Annotated in this window: 22 protein-coding genes and 1 tRNA gene; 10 read left to right on the top strand and 13 right to left on the bottom strand. The window is 66.9% G+C overall.

The window, feature by feature from the left end; translation table 11 throughout:
- Positions 1–75: 75 nt before the first annotated feature.
- The 4 genes from G6N66_RS23815 to G6N66_RS23795 all read left to right on the top strand — a co-directional run bounded on the left by G6N66_RS23815 (position 76) and on the right by G6N66_RS23795 (position 4,881).
- Positions 76–822: a DUF732 domain-containing protein gene (locus G6N66_RS23815; protein WP_085234750.1), complete on the top strand. Its 747-nt coding sequence runs from the start codon at positions 76–78 to the stop codon at positions 820–822.
- Positions 823–1,249: 427 nt separating this feature from the next.
- A complete protein-coding gene (locus tag G6N66_RS23805) occupies positions 1,250–2,980 on the top strand; it encodes a PE domain-containing protein (protein WP_085234857.1) in 1,731 nt (576 codons plus the stop codon).
- Positions 2,981–3,011: 31 nt separating this feature from the next.
- Positions 3,012–3,368, top strand: a complete 357-nt coding sequence (locus G6N66_RS23800) for a DUF732 domain-containing protein (RefSeq protein ID WP_232079402.1) — start codon at positions 3,012–3,014, stop codon at positions 3,366–3,368.
- A gap of 193 nt (positions 3,369–3,561) precedes the next feature.
- Positions 3,562–4,881 carry an acyltransferase gene (locus G6N66_RS23795; protein ID WP_085234749.1) on the top strand — a complete coding sequence of 440 codons (1,320 nt, stop codon included), beginning with the start codon at positions 3,562–3,564 and terminating at the stop codon, positions 4,879–4,881.
- 17 nt (positions 4,882–4,898) lie between these two features.
- Here the strand turns inward: G6N66_RS23795 and G6N66_RS23790 are convergent, their stop codons facing one another.
- Positions 4,899–7,457, bottom strand: coding sequence for an ABC transporter permease (locus G6N66_RS23790; protein ID WP_085234748.1), 2,559 nt, complete (start codon positions 7,455–7,457; stop codon positions 4,899–4,901).
- Positions 7,457–8,170 (bottom strand): ABC transporter ATP-binding protein, encoded by a 714-nt coding sequence (locus G6N66_RS23785; protein WP_085234747.1) that lies wholly within the window; start codon positions 8,168–8,170, stop codon positions 7,457–7,459. The genes G6N66_RS23790 and G6N66_RS23785 overlap by 1 nt, the downstream gene beginning before the upstream one ends.
- A 301-nt stretch (positions 8,171–8,471) precedes the next feature.
- On the opposite strand from G6N66_RS23785, the gene G6N66_RS23780 reads away from it, so the two are divergent.
- The 3 genes from G6N66_RS23780 (at position 8,472) to G6N66_RS23770 (ending at position 10,520) form a co-directional block, all read left to right on the top strand.
- Positions 8,472–9,833, top strand: a complete 1,362-nt coding sequence (locus tag G6N66_RS23780; protein WP_085234746.1) for a PE family protein — start codon at positions 8,472–8,474, stop codon at positions 9,831–9,833.
- A 170-nt stretch (positions 9,834–10,003) separates the two neighbouring features.
- Positions 10,004–10,079 (top strand) — tRNA-Thr (locus tag G6N66_RS23775).
- 33 nt (positions 10,080–10,112) lie between these two features.
- The gene (locus G6N66_RS23770; RefSeq protein WP_085234745.1) at positions 10,113–10,520 is read left to right on the top strand and encodes an HNH endonuclease; all 408 of its coding nucleotides are present in this window, start codon (positions 10,113–10,115) and stop codon (positions 10,518–10,520) included.
- Positions 10,521–10,624: 104 nt separating this feature from the next.
- Here G6N66_RS23770 and G6N66_RS23765 read toward each other — a convergent pair whose 3' ends face one another.
- On the bottom strand, positions 10,625–11,344 hold the full coding sequence (locus G6N66_RS23765; RefSeq protein ID WP_085234744.1) for a hypothetical protein: 720 nt from the start codon (positions 11,342–11,344) through the stop codon (positions 10,625–10,627).
- Positions 11,345–11,484: 140 nt separating this feature from the next.
- Between G6N66_RS23765 and phoP the strand changes: the two genes are divergently transcribed.
- Together phoP and G6N66_RS23755 are read left to right on the top strand one after the other, a co-directional pair.
- The gene (phoP, locus tag G6N66_RS23760) at positions 11,485–12,213 is read left to right on the top strand and encodes a two-component system response regulator PhoP (protein ID WP_085234743.1); all 729 of its coding nucleotides are present in this window, start codon (positions 11,485–11,487) and stop codon (positions 12,211–12,213) included.
- Between the two features lie 28 nt (positions 12,214–12,241).
- On the top strand, positions 12,242–13,684 hold the full coding sequence (locus tag G6N66_RS23755; RefSeq protein WP_085234742.1) for a sensor histidine kinase: 1,443 nt from the start codon (positions 12,242–12,244) through the stop codon (positions 13,682–13,684).
- Here the strand turns inward: G6N66_RS23755 and G6N66_RS23750 are convergent.
- Entirely contained in the window at positions 13,672–14,076 is a 405-nt protein-coding gene (locus tag G6N66_RS23750) for an HIT family protein (RefSeq protein ID WP_085234855.1), read from the bottom strand. The genes G6N66_RS23755 and G6N66_RS23750 overlap by 13 nt on opposite strands.
- A 138-nt stretch (positions 14,077–14,214) precedes the next feature.
- On the opposite strand from G6N66_RS23750, the gene G6N66_RS23745 reads away from it, so the two are divergent.
- Positions 14,215–15,663: a hypothetical protein gene (locus G6N66_RS23745; RefSeq protein WP_085234741.1), complete on the top strand. Its 1,449-nt coding sequence runs from the start codon at positions 14,215–14,217 to the stop codon at positions 15,661–15,663.
- A 2-nt stretch (positions 15,664–15,665) separates the two neighbouring features.
- Here the strand turns inward: G6N66_RS23745 and G6N66_RS23740 are convergent, their stop codons facing one another.
- The 9 genes from G6N66_RS23740 to G6N66_RS23700 all read right to left on the bottom strand — a co-directional run bounded on the left by G6N66_RS23740 (position 15,666) and on the right by G6N66_RS23700 (position 24,279).
- Entirely contained in the window at positions 15,666–16,085 is a 420-nt protein-coding gene (locus G6N66_RS23740; protein WP_085234740.1) for a ketosteroid isomerase family protein, read from the bottom strand.
- Between the two features lie 16 nt (positions 16,086–16,101).
- Positions 16,102–18,156 carry an oxidoreductase gene (locus tag G6N66_RS23735; protein WP_085234739.1) on the bottom strand — a complete coding sequence of 685 codons (2,055 nt, stop codon included), beginning with the start codon at positions 18,154–18,156 and terminating at the stop codon, positions 16,102–16,104.
- Between the two features lie 15 nt (positions 18,157–18,171).
- On the bottom strand, positions 18,172–19,299 hold the full coding sequence (locus tag G6N66_RS23730) for an NDMA-dependent alcohol dehydrogenase (RefSeq protein ID WP_085234738.1): 1,128 nt from the start codon (positions 19,297–19,299) through the stop codon (positions 18,172–18,174).
- A 163-nt stretch (positions 19,300–19,462) separates the two neighbouring features.
- Complete coding sequence (locus tag G6N66_RS23725) at positions 19,463–20,026, bottom strand: nuclear transport factor 2-like protein (protein WP_085234737.1); 564 nt, start codon at positions 20,024–20,026, stop codon at positions 19,463–19,465.
- Positions 20,027–20,030: 4 nt separating this feature from the next.
- Positions 20,031–20,240: a ferredoxin gene (locus G6N66_RS23720; protein ID WP_085234736.1), complete on the bottom strand. Its 210-nt coding sequence runs from the start codon at positions 20,238–20,240 to the stop codon at positions 20,031–20,033.
- Between the two features lie 12 nt (positions 20,241–20,252).
- Positions 20,253–21,608 carry a cytochrome P450 gene (locus G6N66_RS23715; protein WP_085234735.1) on the bottom strand — a complete coding sequence of 452 codons (1,356 nt, stop codon included), beginning with the start codon at positions 21,606–21,608 and terminating at the stop codon, positions 20,253–20,255.
- Positions 21,605–22,432 carry an SDR family oxidoreductase gene (locus tag G6N66_RS23710; protein WP_085234734.1) on the bottom strand — a complete coding sequence of 276 codons (828 nt, stop codon included), beginning with the start codon at positions 22,430–22,432 and terminating at the stop codon, positions 21,605–21,607. Before G6N66_RS23710 ends, G6N66_RS23715 begins: the two co-directional genes overlap by 4 nt.
- The gene (locus G6N66_RS23705; RefSeq protein WP_085234733.1) at positions 22,433–23,659 is read right to left on the bottom strand and encodes a cytochrome P450; all 1,227 of its coding nucleotides are present in this window, start codon (positions 23,657–23,659) and stop codon (positions 22,433–22,435) included.
- Positions 23,656–24,279, bottom strand: a complete 624-nt coding sequence (locus G6N66_RS23700; RefSeq protein WP_085234732.1) for a TetR/AcrR family transcriptional regulator — start codon at positions 24,277–24,279, stop codon at positions 23,656–23,658. Before G6N66_RS23700 ends, G6N66_RS23705 begins: the two co-directional genes overlap by 4 nt.
- Between the last annotated feature and the right edge of the window lie 45 nt (positions 24,280–24,324).

Raw genomic sequence — 24,324 nt, 5'->3', positions numbered from 1 at the left:
CCGGCGGCTCCCCCGACGCATGCCGGCGCTTGTGACCACTTGTAACAACGCCGCCACACCAGCAGACTGGTTGATATGCGCGATCGCGAGACGATCGACTCCGAATTGCGGCTCATCGCTCAACGCCTCCGTGAGCAGGGCGGTCAGCTGTCGTCCCGACAGCTCGACGAACTGCTCGACGAGCGCCTGGGCCACCGCCCGGAGCCGCCAGCAACCGAAGCGGTCGACGCGCGCCCGCCCCGGGTGGCCGCGCGGCCGCGCCGCAAGAGTGCGCTGCTCCGCATGGGGCCCCTCGCGGTGCTGCCGCTGTCCCTGATCGCCGTCGTCGCCGCCGTCGTCGTGATGTTCGCGCTGCCCAAACCGCGGCAGGCGGATCCGGCGGAGCCGGCGGCGGCTCCCCCGCCGGTGAGCGTGCAACCCCACCCGACGGCGCCGCCACCGCAGGTGCCGCCGGTGGACATCGTCGACAGGGCGCTGATCGACGTGTTGAAACAAGAGGGCGTTCCCGTTCCCAGCCACGATTACGTGACGACCCAGGGGCACGCGGTCTGCGATTTCCTGACCCGCCAACCGAACTTCGCCGACGCCGTCCGCTTCGTGCAGCAATCGTCGGTATGGGATGCCGACCAAAGCGCCAACTTCACCGCCGGCGCCGTCGTCTCGTATTGCCCTCAGTACGAGCCCTCAAGCCTGCAACAGCTGCAGCCGGGCCTCCAGCACACCCTCACCGACATGCAAACGATCCAACGCGATCTGCAAGGCATCCAGGGGGACCTGCAGGGCATCCGAGATGGGCTGCCGGCCCTCCCGGGGCACCAGTAATCGGGTTAGGGGTCCGGCGGGGGCGGCGGCGGAGTCCACCGCTTGCCATCCGTCGTCCATCCGCACGGCAGGTAATTCCAGTGCGGCGGTTGACCCTCGAATGAGAGGCACTTCGGTGTACCGGGCGGCGGCGAGGGAGCCGGCGCCCGCGTCTCGGCGTGAGCGCCCGCTCCGCTGAGGATCGCCCACGCGACGGCTGTTGATATTGCTGTTGATTTCCGCATCCGAGCCCCGGCAATCATCGCGCCCACCAGCTCAAATACTAGTTGCCGGGGTGTGAACGAGACCTTAAAAGTTCCTGCCAATCGAATGGCCGCGCGGTGGAATTTCGGCTCAGTCAATTTCTCGAAACGGCCCTCCTTTTCGGGCACCGCGGCGCATCATGGCTAGCTGACCGGCCGACGAGAAGGGGACGCGGATGTCGCAGATGTCTGGGTTGCTCGTGGTGCCGGAATTCCTGGATTCGGCGGCGGCCGATATCAACCAGATCGGTGCGACCCTGGGGGCCGACAAGCTGGCCGCAGCGGTTCCGACGACGCAGATAGCGGCCGCGGCGGCCGACGAGGTTTCAGCGGCCATCGCGGCGGTGTTCGGCGCGCACGCCAAGGACTTTCAGTCGGCGGCAACGCTGGCAGCGACGTATCACGAGCAGTTTATTCGCGAGCTGAGCGCCGCGGCGACCTCCTATGCCGCCGCGGAAGCCAACATCAATGCCGCGCTGCAGGACGTGGTCGTCGCCGCTAACGCGGTTGCTTCCAACGGATTTCAGACGTTGGTCTACGGCCCGGTACACGCCGTCGGCGAAGCGTGGATCAACAGCTCGATCGGTCAAGCGCTCGACCCGATCATCAATGCGCCCACCAAAGCACTGTTGGGGCGCGATCTGATCGGGAATGGGGCGCCCGGAACGGCGACGTCCCCCAACGGCGGTGCCGGCGGGCTCCTGTTCGGTGACGGCGGGGCCGGCTACAACCAGACCACCGGTACGGCGGCGGGCGGCAACGGCGGCAATGCCGGACTGATCGGCAATGGCGGCCCCGGTGGGGCCGGGTTCGGCGGCGGGGCGGGCGGCGTCGGCGGCAACGGCGGCGGTCTGATGGGCAACGGCGGCGTGGGTGGCGCGGGCAGTGCCGGCGCGAACGGCGGCAACGGCGGCCAAGCGTTGCTGTTCGGCAACGGCGGTGCGGGCGGGGCGGCCGGTGCCGGCGGTGTCGCGGGCACCACCGGGTACCGCGGGCTGGTCATCGGCGCCGGCACCGCAGCCCTCACCGGCACCGGGGGTGAACACCAGTCGATCCAGATCGATTTCGTGCGGCACGGCGAGACCAATAGCAACGCGCACGAGATTATCGACACGGCGATACCCGGCGCCCCCCTGAACACGGTGGGGTTGCAGCAGGCGAACACCATTGCCAATACGTTGTTCGCGCAGGGGCCCTTCGCCGGGATCTTCGATTCGCAATTGATCAGGACGCAGCAGACGGCCCTGCCGTTGGAAATGCTCACGGGGCTGACCGCGCAGCCGCTGGCGGGGCTGAACGAGATTAACGCCGGCATTTTCGAGGGCATGGGGCAGATCCCCGGGGGGATCCTCTACATCCTGGGCCCGATCGCATGGACTCACGCACTTCCCATCGTGGCGATGCCGATCCCCGGCTCCACTAACCCGAACGGGCTGGTTTTCTTACAGAGCTTCGACGGTGCGCTAGACACGATGTACGACGCGGCGCTGGCGCATCCGATCGTGGCCGCCAATGGCCACATCACCGACGTCGCCTACTCGAGCGCATTGGCGATCGAGACGGGAACGCTGATGACCGTGGACAACCCCCATCCGTTGCTCATGCTCACGCACTCGCTGCCCAACACCGGCGTCGTGGTGGTCGACGGCAACCCCGAGGACGGCTGGACGATGGAAAGCTGGGACGGGATACCCGTCGGTCCGGCGAACTTGCCGATCTCGCTGTTCGTCGACGTGCGTAACCTGTTCGAGGCGCCCCAAGTCGCGGCCTACGGCATTCTGCAGGCCGCCCTCACCGGCGATCCGGCGACCATCGTCGACGCGATTCGATACGGCGTGGCGGACGTGGGTACGGCTACGATCGAATTCCCCTTCGCGGTCGCCCAGAGCCTGATCGACGCGGTGACGGGCTCGTAACGCGGCCGCCCGAATTCAGGAGGCGTATCAAATGCCCTCACCCCGTTGGTTGGCCACGCTCGCCCTTCCGCTGCTGGCTGGCGCCGCCCTAGTTAGTGGCGCTGCGACTGCGAATGCAAACACCCCCGCCGATGACGCGTACCTGGCAAAACTGCGCGCCGTCGGCCTCACCTGGCCGCCCAATTCGGAAGAGGCGCTCATCGGGGAGGCGCACCTCATCTGCTACGACCTCAGTTGGGGCTGGGCGCCCCAAACGATCGCCGACGACATCCACGAGCACTTGAACAAGAGGGGCGTCACGTTGTTGGACGTCGGCACCATGGTCGACGCCGCACACTCGATCTATTGCCCCGGTAACGACTGCGACGCCCCCACCCTTTGCACCTGACAGCGCGAAGCGCCTCAGTATCACTGCGCCGAAACCGGTGAGATTGCAGTAGCGCACTACCGAGATCGTTCGACTGCGCGCGAGTGACGATTCTCCTAGCACTCGTCGAGCAGGGGACTGGCATGACTAATCCGCCGCGGCTGTGGGGGACTACCGATGTGATCCGTCGAACGCTGCACACTGAACGAACACCGTGCCGACCCAGCTGATCAAACCAACTGATCCGCAACGGCTCGAAATCCGTTGCAATGTAACAGATGTCATGATCGCCAACCTGGCGATCCACATCGCCTTCTTCTTCGAAAGGCGTCTCGACACGACGGCGCTCGCCCGCGCATTTGCCCACGCGCTCACGAGTCTGCCGATCTTTGCGGGCCGAATGGCCATGGTTGCCGGGACGATGCGAATCCGTTGCGAGGGGCAGGGGGTGCCCTTCACGGTGGTGTCGTCCGACCGCACGCTGCCAGAGGCGATCCGTTCGGCGTCGGAGGACACCGGCCTGTGGCTTGTCAACGCAGTGAACGGCGCGACGGCCCGATGGGGATGGGGCCCCTTGTGCAAGGTGCGCGTCACGCAGCTCGCGGATGGCGCGACCGCGATCGGTTTCTCGTTTCACCACTCGATCGGCGACATGCAGACCATGATGCACTTCATGAACGCGTGGGCGGCCGCGGCGGCCGGCAGGCCGATCGCTGAGCCGCTGATCGTCGAAGACCGCGCCGCCTACCTCGACGAGCATCTTCCTGACGATGGCGCGCGAGAGCCCGGCGTGCGTTGCCTCGGGCTGGCGGAAACTGCCCGCAGCGTGCTGTACCTGGCAAAGGACGCCCGCAGGCAGCGGACCCTGAACCTCTACTTCGGAGCAGACGAAATCGCGCGCATGCGGACCGCCTACGGAACGCGGATGCGACTGTCGGCGAATGACGTTGTGTGCGCGCATGTTTCGCAAGCGCTCATGACCGTCGATCCCGCGGTGGATCGTCGCATTCTCGCGGTCGCGGTGAACGCGCGCAATCGTTGTGGTCTCGACCCCATGCTGGTCGGCAATATCATCACCACGCTGAATCTGGACCTGCGCCGCGGCGAGGCCGCTAGTTCCATCGCCGCGCGCCTGCGGCATTGTGTGGACCACTTTGCCGAGGAACACTGCGACATGCGCATCAACCAACGGTTCTTCGACGCTGCGCCCGCGTGGCTCGCCGCTCGCTGCGTATCCACTGCCTTCAATCCGTCCCGGTGGAACGTGTGTGTCTCGAACTGGACCGGTTTCGGCGCGTATCGCATCCGCTTCGAAGACACCTGCGTGTCCTACTACACACCGGTGATGAAATTCCCCGTTGCCGGACTCGGGGCCCTGCTCGACGGGGCAGGCGGCGGGGGACTGGCCTTTCAGATTTCCTTGCCGCCCAAAGAATTCGAGGCCGCGTCCAGCCCCGCGATGCGAGAATATTTGCACCGGTTTCGGCGCGGGGTCGACGACATTCCACGACTGCAGCGTGAGGTCCACTGCTAACACGGACGGCGTCACGCTCAAGTGGTTCGGAGCACCTCGACCGTCTCCAGCCGCCGCGCGTGGAGCACGGGATACACCGCGGCGGCCAGGATTAGGGCCAGCAGGGCCGTCACCCCGGTTTGCAACGGCAGTTGCAGCACGCCCCAGTCGATCTTGATGCCGTAATACACCGGTGAGCCCAGCGACCAGAGATAGGTCAGGCCCAAACCCCCTAGCACGGCCACGCTCGCGGCCAGCAAGCCGAGCAAGCCGGCGTTCGCGATGATCACGGCCTGTTCCTGCCCGCAGGTCGCCCCGATCGCCCGCAAGACGGCCCGCTCCCGCTTGCGCTGCACCAGTCCAAGCACGAACACGTTGAGCACGCTCAAGCCGGCCGCCGTCATCACCACGTAGCCCGCGAGCGTGAGCGGCTGCAAGAAGCGGGTGATCCCGGCGGTCGCCACCGCTCGCCACTGCTCGTTGTCGTACACCCACAACCCGGCGCCGAGGTCAAGGAAGGCGTTGCGTTGGGCGGTCGCGTCAGCGGCCGACGGATACGCCACCGCGACCTGGTCGCGGACCGCGGCCCAATCGGAACGGGCCAATTTTTCCGACACCACGACGATGTCGCCCACGGCGGCGTCATTGACCATCCGTGGGTGAAAAGTGCCGGCCACCCGGAAACGCTTCGGCCCCGTGACGGTGGGCAGCGCGACCGTGCCGCCGGCGGCGACGCGGAGCCGGCTGGCGGCAATTTCGCTCAGACCGATCTCTCCGGACTGCAGACCCTGCCAGAACCCGTCACGCCCACCGGTCGGCTCGTACAGCGCCTGGCTGTACCAATCACCAGGCGTGACACCAAAAACCAACCGCGACGACGCCCCCGACGAGATCTTCGATCGCCACCGCGAAGACACACTGTGCCCGTCGGCGGCGCGGGCCACCAACTCGAATGTGCCATCGGACAGCCCGCTGTCACGCTGATCGAGCACCGATTGCGCCGCGATCAACAAGGTGGCGGGCATTCGGGCGGCCTTCTCCTGGGCGATCTGACCGGTGCCGAGCAGCTGCATGCTGTATGAGCCGATGGCGAAGCTGGTGCCCTCGGCGAGCAGTGCGGTCGAGAAAGCGAAAAGCAGTGTGTAGCGCCGAAAGTCGGCGCCCAGCAGACGCCCGACGGAGGGGCGTGCGACGGTGAGCAACTCGATCAGCGGCCCAGCGGCGCGCGGCGCGGCCCACACCGTCACCAACACCAGCCCGCACAACGCCACCGTCAAGGTGTTCATGCCTGCGCTGAGCGGCAGTGACCCGCGCTCGAATATCTTCGACACCACGACGCTGCCCACCAGCAGGGCCGCTCCGACGAGCAGCGGCCAAATCGAGATCGTCTTCGGCCGCTGCACGCCGCCGGCCGTCGCCATCGACGCCAACGGCCCGTCGCGAAGCAACCTGGCGGCCGGCCCGATCATCGCGAGCAGCCCGCAGAGTATCCCCGCGGCGGCCGCGATGCCGATCAACCTCGGCGTGAAGTGCGCCACGATGGTGCCGCCGGAGCCGGCCAACAGGGATCGCCCGAAGCTGTTCACCAGATACGTCCCGAACAGGAAGCCGCTCGGCACCCCCAACAGCCCGCCCAAGACGCCCACTAGGGCGCCTTCGCCCAGCATCCCGCCCAACAACCCGACCGGTTTGGCGCCGATGGCGCCGATGGTCCCCATCACGGCGCGTCGATCTTCGATGGCAAGCAGCATGGTGTTCACGGCGATGAGGATGCCGACGATGATGCCGGCCAGCGCGACCAGGTTGAAACTCTGCGAGGCGGCCTCGAACACCGCCGGCAGATGCGGTCGGGGTGGCCCAGCCGTTGCGACACCGGCGATTACGCGATCGACGGCGGGCGTGACGGAGGTGCCGTGCTTGGGCAGGACGAACGCAGCCGTGGCGTAACCGGGCGAGCCGAGCAGGTTCGCGGCGACGTCCGCCGACGGGGCTAACAGCACGTAGCCGCCGTTGATGCCTGCCACGCGGTCGAATTCGGGAAACGTCCAACCCAGGTGCGCAGCAGCCGGGGGCAGGCCCGGCAGGCGTAATTCCTGACCGAGCTTTAGGCCGTGCCGCTCGGCGATCACCGCGGGAACCAGTAGCGGTACGCCGGGCCCGTCGGCGGGCTTGACGTCGCGGCCGCGCTGCTCGCAGTTGAACGACCCAACCAGCAGCTCGATCTGGCACGAACCACCGAGCAGAAAGAACCCGTGACTGCCGCCCGCGATTTCCACGGGCGTCAAGCCGGCGACGATCGGGATGATCGCCTCCGCGCCGGTCACCTCGGCGCGCAGCCGGTTGATTGTCTCGATCGGCAGCCGGTCACTTACGTTCGGGGTCACCTCAATGACCCCGACGTCGGCGGCGTGGGTGAGCGACGGGCCGAAGGCGTTGAACGGTTGGGCGACTTCGGCTTTGAGTATCAGCACCCCGAGCACGACCGTCACTCCGATCCCGACGCCGATCACGCTGAGCAGGGTCCGGCGCCAGTCGGCCACCAACGCGGCGAGGTGGACGCGCCGAAACGACATCCATTCCGCGCGAAGAGTTTTCATCACCGTTGCGCCGTGGGCGCGGCGCCCAGAGCGTTAGGGACTGCGTGTGCCCGCCCGTCGACGAGGTGCAGCTCGCGGGAGCCGTAGCTTGCCGCGGTCCGGTCGTGGGTCACCATGACGACCGCGGCGCCGTCTTCGTCCGACAACGACCGCAAAAGATCCAACACCTCGGTCGAGGAATGGCTGTCCAGGTTTCCGGTCGGCTCATCGGCCAGGATGATGGACGGCCGGGCCACCAGGGCGCGCGCCACCGCCACCCGTTGCATTTGTCCGCCCGACAGTTCGGCCGGCCGGTGCCGCGCGCGATCGCCGAGCCCGATCCGTTCCAGCAGCTCGATTGCGCGTTCGTCGGCCGTTCGGGCCGCCACGCCGTCGAGGACCAGCGGCAGCGACACGTTCTGCACGGCGGTCAGCATCGGCACCAGGTTGAAGAACTGGAAGACGAAGCCAAGGTTGCGCCGCCGAAACGCCGCGCGCGCACCGCTGCTCATCGACCACAGGTCGTGACCGTTTACCGCGACGGTGCCGCAATCCGGTGCGTCCAATCCGCCGGCGACGTGCAGGAGGGTGGATTTGCCGGCTCCCGACGGCCCCGTCACGACGACGAACTCGCCCGCTTCCAAAGTGAAGTCGAAGTCGACCAGCACCTGCACCTGCTCGTCACCGCGGCGGTAGGTCTTGCCGACGCCGCTGAGCTGCAGGACCGGCGTCACCGGGAAGCCACATCAGTTGTCGAAGCAACCGCCAGTGTCCCGTCATCAACAAACATCGAATCAGGCCTCCACCGCTTGGTTATGTGACCGATCGATCGTTACTCGCGCAAGCTGCGACGGATGCAGTAGTGGCCTACTGCAATGGGTCCAGCAGGGTCCGCAGGCGGGCGAGCAGCGCTGTGAGTAGCCGGAGAGGCCGAAAGTGTAGTGAAAACCCTGATGCGTGAGCGGGGCCCTCGGCAATAGCGTTGCTCGCGGGGCCGTCGTTGTGGTGGCGCAAATGATGATTGGAGGCAGAGAAATGTCATTTGTGATCGCGGCGCCGGACTGGGTGTCGGCAGCGGCAACGGACTTGGCGAGGATCGGATCGACCATCAGCGCGGCTAACGCGGGCGCGGCATTGCCCACGACGCAGGTGCTGGCCGCCGGTGCTGACGAGGTGTCGGAGGCGATTGCCGGACTGCTTTCTAACCACGCCCGGACGTTTCAGGCGTTGAGCGCTCAGGCGGGGCTTTTTCATGGTTCGTTCGTGCAGGCGCTGGGCGCGGGTGGCCATCTGTATTCGGCCGCGGAGGCGGTCAATGCGTCGATGGCCGCGACGGCGGCGTCCATGACGGATGTCGGGGGCGCTCCGTTCTCGCCGTTCCTGTTGCTGACGGGGCGCGCGCTGTTCGGCAACGGCGTCAACGCAACGGAATTCGGCGCTGATGGCGGCGACGGCGGATTGATTTGGGGCAACGGCGGCAACGGCGCCGGAGGCCACGCCGGCCAGGCTGGCGGTAACGGCGGGGACGCCGGCCTGATCGGCAACGGCGGCAACGGCGGCATGGGCGGCTTGGCCGCCGACGGCGGCCGCGGCGGGGCGGGAGGGACCCTTTTCGGCAACGGCGGTAATGGCGGGGCCGCCAACGTTACCCCGGGGGGCGACGGCCACGTGGGCGGCGACGGCGGTTCGGCCGGGCTGTTCGGCAACGGCGGCAAGGGCGGCGCGGGCGGCGACGGGGACACCGGTGGTGGGCATGGCGGCAACGGTGGCAGCGCGGGCACGTTTGGGGGTGTCGGCGGCGCAGGCGGCAACGGCGGCAGCGGCGGCGGTGACGGCGGTCATGGCGGCGCTGGCAGACTATGGGGCTCCGGCGGCGCCGGCGGAGACGGCGGAAGTGCTACAGAAAACGGCGGCGACGGCGGGGCTGGCGGCAACGGCGGGATCCTCGGCGGTAATGGTGGTCACGGTGGAAACGGGGGCCCCGCAATCGGTCCCGGCGACGGCGGCGCCGGCGGCAACGCCGGCTTCCTATTCGGCAATGGCGGTGCGGGGGGTATGGGAACTGGAGGAGCAGGCGGCAGCGCCGGCGGTCACGGTGGCATAGCCGGGTTGATCGGCAACGGAGGTGCCGGTGGTGGCGGTGGTGACGGTGAATTCCTCGGGGGCCCCGGAGGCGATGGAGGCGACGCTCGGCTGTTTGGCCACGGGGGCACGGGTGGCGCCGGCGGTGAAGGTGAAGAGACTGGGGGCGCCGGAGGCGACGGAGGCGACGCCGGGCTAATCGGCAACGGCGGCAACGGTGGTGACGGTGGACACGGCGGCCAGACTCACGGGAAGCCCGGAGACGGCGGGTCTGGCGGAGTTCTGTTCGGCCAACAAGGGGCCAACGGCCACTAGACCGCTTTGGACAACACACGTGGGCAAAGTCTGGGGCAGGGGGCCGCAGCGGCGGGGTTCGAGCTAGTACACGACTATTGAGCCTCGTACCTCCGCCGGCTCGGGTCGGCGCGCAGCTCCGACGGCATCGGCTCGTCGTACAATCGCCATGGCTCATCGAGCCGGCCCCGGCCGCGTTAGCTCAGTTGGTAGAGCGTCGCTCTTGTAAAGCGGATGTCGAGAGTTCGAGTCTCTCACGCGGCTCCATCCCTGTCGGCAGTGACGGATAGCGTCGTCTTTATGCCAAGGACCTGTCGTGGGTGCGGCGTCGACTTCACAGACCGACGGCCAAAAGTGTTCTGCACCAATGCATGCCAACAGTCATACCGCCGACGTTTGCTCTTGGAGGACTGGCTCGAAAGCGGAGTATGTGGTCGCACGTCCTACCAGGGCCACTACGTCCGGGACTATCTCTATGAGCAGCAGGAAGGTCGTTGTGCGATCTGCGGCATCGCGGACCAGTGGAACGGCGCGATCCTGGCGCTGATCGTCGACCACATCAACGGAGACGCGAGCAACAATCGTCGTGAAAATCTTCGGCTCATTTGTCCCAACTGCGACAGCCAGCTGCCGACGTTCAAAGCAAGGAATCGCGGCGGCGGTCGCTACTATCGCCGACTGCGGTACGCCGACGGCCGGTCCTATTGATGCTTCCGCCCCCCTGAGCATCCAGCGAACGTTCGGCCCGCCCGTTTGCTAAGGCAAGCGCTCCACCACTGCGCTGGGGCCGAATCGGGTGCAAGCCTAGCGGCTCAGCCCTCCGCGTCGACGATGCGCTGCGAGCGCACTGGCCGCGACGACGGCCGTCGCGTCGTGCGCAGCCCGGGCAGCGGGATGCGCTCGGCGATGTTGCTCAGCGGATTGACCACCAGGGTGAGCGCCGTGACGGCGTCTTGCAGCGTGGCGATGGCCGGCTCGAGCGCCTCCATCCCGGGCGCCAGCCGGCTCAGGGTGTCGGCGAGCTCGGTGAGCTGCTCGAGGGGCCCGTCCTTGGCGGTGATCTTGTCGATCAGGCCACCCTCGGACAGCAGCCGCTCGGCCACGCCGTCTTCGGACAGCAGCCGCTCGATCATTCCGTCCTCGGCCAGCAGCCGATCGGCCAGACCGCCCGGTTGCAGCGCGCGCTGCAACCCGCCACCCTCCGCGGTCAGGCGATCAAGCAAACCGCCGGGCGCTGTCACCAGATCGACCAGCCCACCCGGGCGCAGCAACCGGTCGAGCGGACCCTCCGGTGCGAGCGCGCGTCCCAACGGGGCGTCGTCGTCCAGCAGCCTGGCTAGCCGGTTGGCCCGTGCGAGTGCATCATCGATCCCCAGCATGTTGGTCATCGCGTTCGAGCCGCCGCCCTCACCCAAGGTCTGCTTGGCCAGGCCGAGTCCCGCGGAAGCGACGTTCAAGCTCGCCTCGGTGGCGGCCAGGCCGATTCGCGCTGGGGCGGTTGCCAGAGCCACGATGCTTTTGCCGAGGTTCATACCGCGAGTGTATTCGCGGCGTGCCCGGTCACGGCGGCGCTTCCTGGCAGACTATTATCAGACCGTTGGCAACTGCCTCTCAGGAACTACACAATGATTGCAAAGCTAATGTTCAACCAAGCCTCCAGTGGACTGTCCTTATGACCGCGGCATCCTCGGCAAGCTCAACCGAAACGACCCCGGAAGCGCGCGTCCTCGTCGTCGACGACGAGGCCAACATCGTCGAACTGCTCTCCGTGAGCCTCAAGTTCCAGGGCTTCGAGGTCCATACCGCGACCAACGGAGCCGCAGCGCTCGACCGGGCCCGTGAAGCCCGACCGGACGCGGTGATCCTCGACGTGATGATGCCGGGCATGGACGGCTTCGGCGTGCTGCGACGGTTGCGCGCCGACGGCATCGACGCGCCGGCGCTGTTCCTCACGGCGCGAGACTCCTTGCAGGACAAGATCGCCGGACTGACCCTGGGCGGTGACGACTATGTGACGAAGCCCTTCAGCTTGGAGGAGGTCGTCGCCCGGTTGAGGGTGATCCTGCGGCGCGCCGGCAAGGGCGGCGCGGAACCGCGCAGTGCCCGACTGACATTCGCCGACATCGAGCTCGACGAGGAGACCCACGAGGTGTGGAAGGCCGGCGAGCCGGTCTCGCTTTCACCCACCGAATTCACCCTGCTGCGCTATTTCGTGATCAACGCGGGCACGGTGCTGAGCAAGCCGAAGATCCTTGACCACGTCTGGCGCTACGACTTTGGCGGCGACGTGAACGTCGTGGAATCCTATGTGTCATATCTGCGCCGCAAGATCGATACCGGCGAAAAGCGACTGCTGCACACCTTGCGCGGCGTGGGCTATGTGTTGCGGGAGCCGCGCTAAGCGCCCGGCGAGAGCGAAGACTACGGGTATGGCCAGAAATCCTCCACGCGGATTGCCGATGCGGATCGGCCTGGTGGCCGCCATGTTGCTGCTGGTGACCTGCGGCCTGGCCGCCTCCGGGATCGCGGTCACCTCGATCCTGCGGCACAGCCTGATCAGCCGCATCGATACGAACCTGCTCGAGGCATCCCACAGCTGGGCGCAGGCGCCGCGGCGGCAATCGGCGCCGCCCTATGTGGGCCCGGACCCGGGCCGCCCGCCGTCGAAGTTCTACGTGCGCGGCATCGGCTCCGATGGCAGTACCTTCACCGCCATCAACGACCGCAACGCCGAGCCGGCCCTACCGCGCGACAACGACGTCGGCCCCAATCCGGTGACGCTGCCGTCGGTCAACGGCTCCGACATTCTGTGGCGGGCGGTGTCCGTGCGGGGGCCGCACGGCCTGACCACGGTGGCCATCGACCTATCTGATGTTCAGCACACGGTGCGGTCTCTGGTCTGGCTGCAATTCGGCATCGGTGTGGCGGTGCTGGTTGTCGTTGGGATCGTCAGCTTTGCCGTGGTGCAGCGCAGCCTGCGCCCGCTGTCCGAGGTCGAGCAAACCGCCGCGGCGATCGCATCTGGTCAGTTGGATCGCCGGGTGCCGGAACGCGACCCACGCACCGAGGTGGGCCGACTTTCCTTGGCGCTCAACGGAATGCTTGCCCAGATCCAGCAAGCCGTGGCGGCTTCGGAGTCGTCGGCGGAGACTGCCCGCGGTTCCGAGGACCGGATGCGGCGGTTCATCACCGACGCCAGCCACGAACTGCGCACACCGCTGACCACCATTCGCGGATTCGCCGAGTTGTATCGCCAGGGCGCTGCCCGCGACGTCGCCATGCTGCTGTCGCGCATCGAGAGTGAAGCGAGCCGGATGGGCTTGTTGGTGGACGACTTGCTGCTGCTGGCCCGGCTCGACGTGCAGCGGCCGCTCGAACAGCATCGCCTGGACTTGCTGGCGCTGGCCAGCGACGCCGTGCACGACGCCCAGGCGATCGATCCCAAGCGCACGATCACCATGGAGGTGCTCGACGGGCCCGGCACCCCGGAGGTGGTCGGTGACGAACCCCGCATGCGCCAGGTGCTGAGCAACCTCGTCGTGAATGCGTTGCAGCACACGCCAACCAGCGCCGACGTCATCGTGCGGGTCGGCACCGATGGCGACGACGCGGTGATCGAAGTGGTCGACAAGGGTCCGGGCATGAGTCAGGAGGATGCGTCGCGCGTGTTCGAGCGGTTCTATCGCACCGACTCGTCGCGGGCGCGGGCCAGCGGCGGCACCGGACTCGGGCTGTCGATCGTCAACTCCTTGGTCCACGCCCACGGCGGCCGGGTCAGCGTGACCACCGCACCGGGTGAGGGTTGCTGCTTCCGGGTCACCCTGCCGCGGGTCAGCGAAATGCCGGCGGCGGAGCCCGTTCAGGTCAGCTGAGCCAGCGCCGCCTTGATCTTGGCCTGCGCTTGGTCCAGCGACTCGGCGGACGGGTTGCGGTCGACGTTGGCGAACCCGAAGTCGCTCAGGTTGCGGGCCGGGAACACATGCACGTGCAGGTGGGGCACTTCCAGCCCGGCGATGATCAACCCGGCGCGCTCGGCCCGGAACGCTTTGCACACCGCCTTACCGATCAGCTGGCTCACTTCCATGATGCGGTTGAACACCGCGGGTTCCACGCCCTGCCACTGATCGATCTCGGCGCGCGGCACCACCAGCGTGTGGCCCTGTGTCATCGGCTCAATCGTCAGGAACGCGACGATGTCGTCGTCCTCGTAGACGAAACGGCCGGGGAGTTCACGGTTGATGATCTTGGTGAAGATCGACGCCATGGCCCCCAGCATAGGGTGATCGAAATTGCCGTCATGGCTGTGGTTGTCGTCAAGTGCACGACCGCCACGGCAATCTCGGCGCCGAATCGTTAACGTGTCGTTGCTCGCTCGTACTGCACGACCGGGAAAATCCCCTGCGTGCGCTTAGCTGCGGCGGTGTTGGCTGTGCTCACGGCCTGCGCCGCTACTGTTCTTTTTCTTCCCCCTTCGCCCGCCACCGCAGCGGCGATGTGGGGGCCGCTGGCGCCGCCCAACCCGTTCATGGCGCCGCAGGGCCTGGCGTCCTTGCACAACGACGCCGAATCCTCGGACGCCGGTCCCCTTCCCGGGCCGGGCACCAACCTGCCGACGGCCGTGTTCGGGTACCCGCTGCTGGCGGCGTGCCCGACGATCATGCAGGGCACCGACGGTTTGGTGCTGGCGCTGTGCACCAGCGACCTCAGACAAATCCCGACCATCTATTTGATCGATCCCGGCGGTGTCATCCCGCGCGTCGTGCCGCTGGCCAGCCTGAAAGTCGCCAAGGGCACCCTGCTCGGCGGCGTCTATGCCTACCTGGACAACGAGAACCGGGTGGTGATGATCGACGGCAACAACCATCTGCTGCGCGTGGCCCATGCCCGCGATGGTGCGCTGGGCAGCTGGAAGCTGACCGTCACCGAATCCACCGACGTGTCCAGCCTGATCCCGGCCGGCGACGGCTCCGTCGGCCTGGTCCCCGACTATGCCGGCAATGTCTGGTTCGCCACCGGCGACGGCGTGGTGGGAGTGGCCAAGCTGGGCGGCGGCGTGACCAGCCTGCAGCTACCCGCGGGTGAGCAAGTGGCCAACAGCATTTCGTCGGCGCCGAGCGGCCGGGTCGCGGTCGCGACCACCTTCGCCCTCTACGAGCTGAACCTCGACGGTGCCGGAAATCCGCAAATCCTTTGGCGCGCACCCTATGATCGCGGGCCCGGCCGCAAGCCAGGGCAACTGAGCTGGGGGACCGGGTCCACGCCCGTGTATTTCGGTCCCACCACCGGGGCGGATTACCTGACCATCGTCGACAACGCCAGCCCGCAGGTGCATGTGCTGATGTTCCGGTCCGGCACGGGCCAACTCGCTTGTCAGCAAACGGTTTTGACCGAAGGCGGGCCGGGCAGTGAGAACGCACCGATTGGGATCGGCCGATCGGTGTTCGTCACCAGCACCTACGGATATCCCTACCCGACCGTCCCGGCGGGCGCTCCGCCGGCGATGCCGCCGACCGCGCCGTTCGTCGGTGGGATGACCCGAGTCGACCTGGATAATCCAGGCTGTCACACGGTGTGGGAGAACAAGGTTCGCAGCGCGGCGCTACCACACCTGTCCACCGCGGACAGCCTGATCTACACCATCACTCGCATCGGAGCCGACAGGACGACACCGCTTGACCTGTTCGCCTACGCCGTCGTCGATCCGAACTCGGGGGGACTCATCATTCAGCAGCCGAAATCGGCCACCATTCTCAGCGATCCGATAGAAATTCCGACCATGGTCCTGATGGACAACAAAATCATGCAGGGCAACATCACCGGGATCGGGCGTATCGGGTTGGGCCTGAACTAGGCTCACTCTTCCTGGCCGAATTTCATCATGTCCAGGTTCCAGTACCCGCGCATGCTGGCGATCAAGCCGGCTTCGTTGACGCGGTAGGTGAACACACCGCGCACCTCACTGGTGACGCCGCCCTCAAATTTGCTGCGCAGCACCAAGATATGCGCGACCTCGTCGGGTGAGCTGGACGGGAACGTCTCCTCGCATGTGATGGTCAACTGGTTGGCCGCGATGTTGTTGTCGTAGAAGGCGGCGACGCCGTCCTTGCCCTTGACGCCGGTGCCATCGGGGTTGGTCACCGACTTGCCGATGGGGTCTTCGACGACGACGTCGTCGGCCATCAGCGCCAGCCACCCCTCGCGATCGTGGGCCTGCACGCAGCGCCACGACGCCTGCGACGCGGTCAATGCGGGGGTTTGCACTGTTTGGGTCATTGCTGTTTCTCCTTCGCTAGATGGAACATGCGGCGCGGGCACCCTCTTCGGTGGCTTTGCGGATCAGGCCGAGGCCGCTGCAGTCTCCGGCGGCGTGCACGGCGGCATCGGGCAGGGCGGCGACCAGATCGTCGAACAATCCGGTGTCCGCTTCGACCGTTCCGGCCAGCACGACGCTGTCGCTGGGCAGCTGCCGGCGCGTCCCGCCGGCGGGTGTGAAAACCACACCGTCGCTGGTGATGCGCTCCACGGCGGCGCGGACGTGGACGGTGACACCGAGGCGATCGAGCCGATCCATGTGTTCGGTCTTGCGCTTGTTGCCCACTTCCGGAGCGATGTCCTTGCCGGACTCGAGTATCGACACCAACCGGCCGCGGCTGGCGACAAACTCGGCAAGCTCGAGGGCCACCAGGTCAGCGCCGATGATCGTGACTCGCCGGCCGAACGGCATCCAGGCGCGGGTGGCCAGCCGAACCGCGGCCGGGCGCATCAGCCGCTGCCGCCAGCCGCCGAGCATCCGAGCCCCCAGGCGCTGCCACGCCGGATCGGCGGAATCGGCGTGCCCGCCCAGCAATTCGCGCAAGCCCGGCCCGGTCAGCACGTGCGGCAGGTCGGCGCCCGCTATTGCTGGTACCGCGACACGGCCCCCGGTGGCCACCACCACCGCGTCGGGAGCCGTGCGCACCACGTCGCGGACCGAAACAGTCTGACGCAGTTCCACTTTCACGGTGCTGGTGCGGATCTCATCGCGCAGGTAACGCAGGAACGGCTGGTTCTCCGGATGCAGAACGCACGCCCAGCGCAGGGCGCCGCCGAGTTGGCCGGCGCGCTCGAAAAGCGTGACGCGGTGCCCCCGTTCGGCCGCGACGCGGGCCGCCTCCAGCCCGGCCGGGCCGCCGCCGATGACCAGCACCCGTTTGGCGCGCCCGGCGCGCGGCGCGGCTAACTCTCGCTCCTTGCCGGTGCGGGGATTGACCGCGCAGTCCACCGAGAATCGTTGTTCCATTGCGTCGATGCAGTTTTCGCAGGAGATGCATTTGCGCACCCGGTGCGCCTGCCCGGACTGCAGCTTGCGCGCCAGCTCGGGGTCGGCCAGCAGGGGTCGCCCCATGGCGACGAAATCGGCGCGTCCGTCAGCCAGGATCTGCTCCGCCCGCGCGGGATCGTGGATCCGGCCGACCGCGATCACCGGCACGTCGACGACCTGTTTCACCGCCGCCGCGGCACCGACGTTGAGTTCGTCGCCGTCGTCGGCGGCGTTCACCATCCCGGTGACCAGGCGGTCGATCACGCCTCCGCTGACATGGAATGCGTCGACGCCGGCGGCGACCAGTTCGGGTGCCATCCGCGCTGTTTCGTAGATCGGCCGACCACCGGCCACCCGTTCGTACCCGGAGATGCGCAGCGTTATCGGCAGCGCGTCACCGATCTCGGACCGGATCGCGGCCAGTGTCTCCAGCACCACCCGCACCCGGCCGCGTGCCGACTGGCCAGAGTAGTCGTCGGTGCGGCGATTGCGTTGCGGCGCAAGAAAGGAACCCAGCAGCATATAGCCGTGCGCCGCGTGCAACTCGATGCCGTCGTACCCGGCCTCTGCCGCACGCCGCGCCGCGGCCTTGAACAGGTCGAACACCTCGGCCAGTTGCTGCTTGGTGATCTCGGTTGACGGGCGGCCGGTGAGATAGGACGGAATGACCGACGGCCCAATGGAATCGACGCCGAACAGCTCCGGACCGAGGCCGTCCGGCCCGGCGTGCACGAGCTGCGGCTGAATCTTGGCGCCGTGTTCGTGCACCGCCTCCGCCAGTGCGCGATGCGCGTTGACGGCGGCGTCGGTGCCCAGATGCAGGCCACCGGGAGTCTCGGGGTGCCGATGGTCGATTCCGGTGGCACCCAACGTGATCAGGCCAACGCCGCCCTTGGCGCGGGCGGCGAAATAATCACGCGTGCGTTCCGACGGCAGGCCGTCGGGCGTGCCGTACATCGTCTCCATCGGAGACATGACCAGCCGGTTGCGCAGCGTCATGGCGCCGATGCGCCCCGGCGCCAACAGGTGCGAAAAGGCGGCCACTCAGGACCGGTCTGGTTACCGGTCCGCGTCCGTGTAGCGGATGACGCCGCGAATGTTCTTGCCGTCCAGCATGTCCTGGTAGCCCTCGTTGATCTGCTCGAGGCGGTACTGGGTGGTGACCATGTCGTCCAGGTTCAGCTTGCCGGCCTTGTACATCGACAGCAGCTGCGGGATGTCGAACTGTGGGTTGCCGCCGCCGAAGATGGTGCCCTGCAGGTTCTTCTGCATCAGGGTCAGCATCGCCAGGTTCAGGTTCACGTTGGTGTCCAGCAGGCTGCCGATGGCGGTGACCACGCAGGTGCCGCCCTTTTGGGTGATGTTCAGGTAGTTGTCGATGTCGGAGCCGTGCAGCTCGCCGACCGTGACGACGACCTTGTGCGCCATCAGGCCGTAGGTGACCTCCATGATGCCCAGCAGCGCGGCCTCGATGTCGGGGTAGACGTGGGTGGCGCCGAACTTGAGGGCCTGATCGCGCTTCCACTCCACCGGGTCGATCGCGAAGATGTAGCGCGCGCCGGCGTTCACCGCGCCCTGCAGGGCGGCCATGCCGACGCCGCCGACGCCGACGATCGCGACGTCCTGGCCGGGCCGGATGTCGGCGGTGCGGACCGCCGAGCCGTAGCCCGTGGTGACGCCGCAGCCGACCAGCGCGGCGACCTCGAACGGGATGGACGGGTCGATCTTCACCACCGAGGCGCGGTGCACCACCATGTACGGCGAGAACGTCCCCAGCAGCGTCATGGGGTACACGTTCTGGCCGCGGGCCTGGATGCGGAAGGTGCCGTCACTGACCGCCTGCCCGCCCAGCAGCCCCGCGCCGAGGTCGCACAGGTTGCGCATGCCGGCCTGACAGGTTGGACACGTCCCGCAGGACGGGATGAACGACAGCACCACGTGGTCGCCCGGTTCGAGGTCCTCCACGCCGGGGCCGACCTCGGTGACGATGCCCGCACCCTCGTGGCCGCCCAGGACCGGGAAGCCGGCCATCGGGATGCCACCGGTAACTAGATGGTGATCCGAGTGGCACATCCCGGACGCTTCCATCTGGATCTTGACTTCGTCCTTGGCCGGGTCGCCGATCTCGATTTCCTCGATCGACCATGGCTGGTTGAATTCCCAGATCAGCGCGCCTTTTGTCTTCATGAAGGACCTCCACTAGCATCCCCTGACCCCGAGGGTCGGTGAAAGGGGCCGGCCGAGGCCGGATGGCAATTAGAACGTGTTCTCATTCGCAGACCATTATGACCTGCATCACCAGGCTCAAGACAAGCGGGGCCCCACCAACCGGTTGGCGCCGTTGGTCTAGTCACCAGATCGGCGACGGAGCCTGCCCGAGCGGGTAGTAGCCGGGCAGCTTCTCTCCCGCCACGCTGCGCTCGATCCGCCGCTGCATGCCCTCGCTGAGGTCGCCAGACTCGATCAGCTTGCCGAACATCTTGGCCACGTGACCGAAGTCGAAGAAGTCGCGCTGCCACTCGATCAGTAGCGACCCGTCGACGTCGGTCAGCCGGAACCAGCTGCCGCCGATGCCGTAGATCTCGTCGCGGGTGCCGTCGGCCTTGTTGACGATCTGCTTCCAGAACCCGACGATCTCGCCCTGTTTCTCATCGACGAGCACCTTCTGGTACTCGTAGACCCAGTTCTCCAGGCCCTCCATCTCGAGGCCCAACGCGATGTCGCGGATCTCGTCGATGCCCACGCACATCACGTCCTCCTTGGGCCCGATGTTCCAGCCGTAGGTGGCGTCGGCGGTGTAGAAGTCGGCCAGCGGCCGCCAATCGCCCGCCTTCTCGCAGTCCTTGTTGGCCTGCAGCCACTTCTGCACCCACTCGTCGAGTTCGGCGCGTTGAAAAGACGCCCTGGATGACATCGTCTTAGCCCTCTTTCTCTTTGATGAATAGTGCTCGGGTAGGGCACATTTCGACGGCCCGCTCGATCTCGTCGCGGGCGTCTTCCGGCGGCTCGGAGTCGAGGATCTCGACCTTGCCCCGATTGGGTACGCGAAAGTAGTCCGGTGCCTCGAGCTCGCACATGGCGTGGCCCTGGCACAGATCAAGGTCCGCCTCGATTCGGAATGAGCCCATCAGCCCTGCTCCTTACGCGCCGCGTTTCCGGTAGCGGGCCTTCGCCGGCCGGGCGAGCTGAACGACCATCTTGGAGTGGTCGTTGTGGTAGCTGTCGGCGGGCTGCGCCATCTCGAACTCGTACTCGCGCAACAGGACCGAGAAGATCGCCTTGATCTGCATCTGGGCGAACGCCGCACCGACGCACCGGTGCCGGCCGGCGCCGAAGGGAATCCAGGTCCACCGGTTGACGACGTCGGCCTGCTCGGGCTTGTTGTAACGGTCCGGGTTGAAGGCGTCGGGATCGGGGAAGTCTTCGGGGATCCGGTTCGAGATCGCCGGCGAGGCGGCGACGAAGTCGCCGTCGTGGATCGGGAATCCCTCGACCTCGAACTCGCCTCGGGCCACCCGCATCAGGATGATCAGCGGCGGGTGCAGGCGCAGCGTCTCCTTGACCACGTTGTCCAACTTCGGAATCTGGCGCAGCGCATGGAAACTCACCTCCTGCCCGTCGGCGTACAGCTCGTCGAGCTCCTTGACGACTTCGGCGTAGATCTCCGGGTGGCGGATCAGCTCGATCAACGTCCACGCCGAGGTGCCCGAACTGGTGTGGTGCCCGGCGAACATCAGCGAGATGAACATCCCGGTGATCTCGTCGGCAGTGAACCGCGGATTGCCCTCCTCGTCCTTGATCGACACCAGCACGTCAAGCATGTCGCGGTCGGCTTTGTCCTTGGGCGGGTTGGCCATTCGCTGATGCATGATCTCCTGCACCAGCGCCACCAGGCCCACCCGCGCCTCGTCGCGGCGCCTAAAGCTCTCGATCGGCAGGTATGGGTCGACGTAGCAAAGAGGGTCGGTGCCACGCTCCAACTCGTGGTAGAAGTGCGCGAACCGGGAGTCGAGCTGATTGCGAAACTTCACCCCGATCAGGCAGGCCGTCGAGGTGTAGATGGTCAACTCGGCGAAAAAGTCGAGCAGGTCGATCTCGCCTTCGTCGCCCCAGTCGGCGACCATCCCCCTGACCTGTGCCTCGATCGTGGTCGCATGACCCTTCATGTGCTCGCCACGTAGTGCGGTGTTGTGCAGCATCTCGGCGCGCCGCTCCGGGCTGGCGTCGAACACCACACCCTTGCCGAAGATCGGCGCCATGAACGGGTACGCCGCGGCCTGGTCGAGATCCTCGTCGGCCGAACGGAAGAAGAACTCGTTCGCCTTAGCGCCGGAGAGCAGGGTGACGTGCTTGTCGGCCAGCTGGAACCACCCGACATCACCGCACTCGTCGCGGACCCGCTGCATCAGCCCGATCGGGTCGGTGCGGAACTCCTCGAGGTGGCCGTGTTCTTCTTCGCCGCCGGACACCCGCGGCACGATCGCTGTGGTAGTCACTGTCCTGGCATCCCCTCTTCACCGAGTGCGAGCTTTTGACGTTCCTTGTTGTCGGCCAACGGCGCTTCGGGCTGAAGCTCCATGTTGACCACGAAGCCGCCCCGGGGCGTCTCCGCGACGAACGTGATGGCCCGGGCCAGATCGGCGGCGCGCAGGAAATAGTCGTGGCGCGCCTGGCCCCACTTGGCCCAGTCTTCCAGCGCCGGGCCGATCAGCTCGGCCGGCAGGCTCCAGCCCATGCCGGTCTTCGTCGGGCCCGGGTGCACGATCGACGCGCGCACGCCGGTGCCTTCGAGTTCCATCTGCAGGTTGGTGACCATTGCGGTCAGCCCGGCCTTGGCGGCGCCGTAGGCGCCCATGTGCGGGCGTTGCCGCAGCGCGACATCGGAACCGACGAAGATCAGGTCGCCGCGCTGACGCTTGAGCATCCCGGGAAGCACCGCGGTGGCCAGTCGATTGGCCCCGACCAGGTGGATCTGGAGTTGCGATTCGAAGGCGTCGGTGTCGATTTCGTGCAGCTTGCCGAAATACGTGTCGCCCGCGCCGGTAACCAGGACCTCGATGTCGCCGAGCTGCTCGGTGGCCTGATGCACGAAACCCTTGACCGACTGCGGGTCGGTGACGTCGAGGTGCAGGGCAATCGCCTCACCCCCGTCGGCGCGGATCTTGTCGGCGATCTCCTGGCACTTCTCGACACGCCGGGCACCCAGCGCCACCGGAAAGCCATGTGCCGCAAGCTCAATGGCGGTGGCTTCGCCGATTCCCGACGACGCGCCCGCGACGATCGCGGGCCGACGGGCCGGAAGGGGCTCGAAGCGGGGCATCTACCTGGCCTCCACGGTGATGGGTAGGTGAGCGAATCCGCGGACATTACTCGAGTGGACGCGGACGGCGTTGGCCTCGTCGACCCGATATCCGCGGATTCGCTTGAACAGTTCGGTGAGCGCGACCCGGGCTTCCATCCGGGCCAGATGGGCCCCCAGACAGAAGTGCGCGCCACTGCCGAAACTCAGTAGCTTGGGCCCGATTTCGCGCCCAATCAGGTATTCATCGGGGTTGTCGAACACCCGCTCGTCGCGGTGCGCCGAACCCGGCAGCAGCAGCAGGATGTCCCCTGCGGGGATGGTGGTGTCGTAGAGGGTGAGTTCGCCGGACACGGTGCGCGCCAGGATCTGGCTGGATGTGTCGTAGCGCAGCGTCTCCTCGACCCACAACGGCACCTGGGACAGGTCGGCGTAGACGGGCGTCAGTTGGTCGGGGTTCTGGTGGCCCCAGAATGCGGCATTGGCAAGGAGTTTGGTGGTGGTCTCGTTGCCGGCGATCACCATCAGGAACATGAACCCGAGGATTTCCTCGTCGTTAAGCCGGTCGCCGTCGATCTCGGCTTCCAGCAGTGCGGTGGTGAGATCCTCGGTGGCCTTCTTGCGGCGCTCGGCGATCATGCCCTGGTAGTAGACGATCAGGTTGATCGACGCCTCGACGGCCGCCGGCGGCACGTCGGTGACGCCGTCCTCGCGGTGCATCACGGCGTCGGCCCAGCCCCGCACCTGGGCGCGGTCCGGCTCCGGCACCCCCATCAGCTCGGAGATGACGTCCATGGGTAGCTTGCCAGCGAACTCATCGACGTAGTCGACGGTTTCCGAACCACCCGAGCTGGCCTTCTCCAACATGGTGTCGAGGTGCTGCACCGCAATCTCGGTCACGCGCGGTTCTAGCTCGCGAATCCTCCTGGGGGTGAACCCCTTTGACACCAAGGTACGCAGCCGCAGGTGGTCTGGATCGTCCATCGCCAAGAACGACATGGTCTTGGCGGCGTGCGGTCCCCGCGACGCCGGGTCGAGTGAGACGCCGTCGCGGTTGGACAGGGTGACGCTGTTGCGGAAGCCCTGATGCACGTCGGAGTGCCGCGAGAGAGCCCAGAAGCCGAGTTCCTCGTTGTGGTACAGCGGGGCCTCGTCGCGCAGCCGTTTGTAATACGGGTACGGATCCTCGTGGAAGTCGTAGTCGTAGGGATCGAGCCCCAATTCGGGCCCGCCGACGTGAACTGTCATTCCGTGCTCCCGGCTTCGCTCCCGGCCAGGATGAGGCGCACCACGTCATCCAGCCGGTCCGCGATCTTGCGATAGGTGTATTCGCCGCTGCCCGCCTGTACCAGTGCGCCGAAGAAGGCCATCTCGAGTGCCGACACCGTCCCGGGCTCCGCGCCGGGGCCGATGGCAGACGCGATGCGTCGGTGAATCTCCGAGCCGATCCGGTCGCGCGCGGCACGCACCGCTGGGTCGGCGCCGCCGCCCAGCAACGCCGTCGTACAAGCCGCAGCAACCTCGGGCTCGTCGGCGGCCACCAGCGCCAGGTGGTGCAACACGTTCTGCACCCGGGTGGGCATCGGGTCGTTGACGTCGGTGAAGTAGGGAACCTGGCGGACCAGGTCGAGATAAACCTCGGCGATCAGGTGGTTCTTCGACGAGAAGTAGGTGTAGGCGGTGGCCGGGGCGACTTTGGCGCGCGCCGCCACCATGCGCACCGTCAAATCGGCGTAGGAGTTCTCGCGCAGCGTCTCCAGGCCGGCCGCCAGCACCTTGCGGAAGGTTTCCTCCTGGCGGCGGTTGCGTGCCGGCGTGGCCTGAGGGGTGACCTCGGAGCCGGACACGGCCAGTGCATCGCTGGACACATGTCCAAGCTAGAGGCATTCGGGATGCGAAGCAAGCCCGTGCGA

It is taken from the genome of Mycobacterium conspicuum (genome assembly GCF_010730195.1).
GTDB classification, from domain to species: Bacteria; Actinomycetota; Actinomycetes; order Mycobacteriales; family Mycobacteriaceae; genus Mycobacterium; species Mycobacterium conspicuum.
The sequence above is the reverse complement of the archived record's forward strand: the minus strand, read 5'-3'. Positions and strand labels throughout refer to the sequence as shown.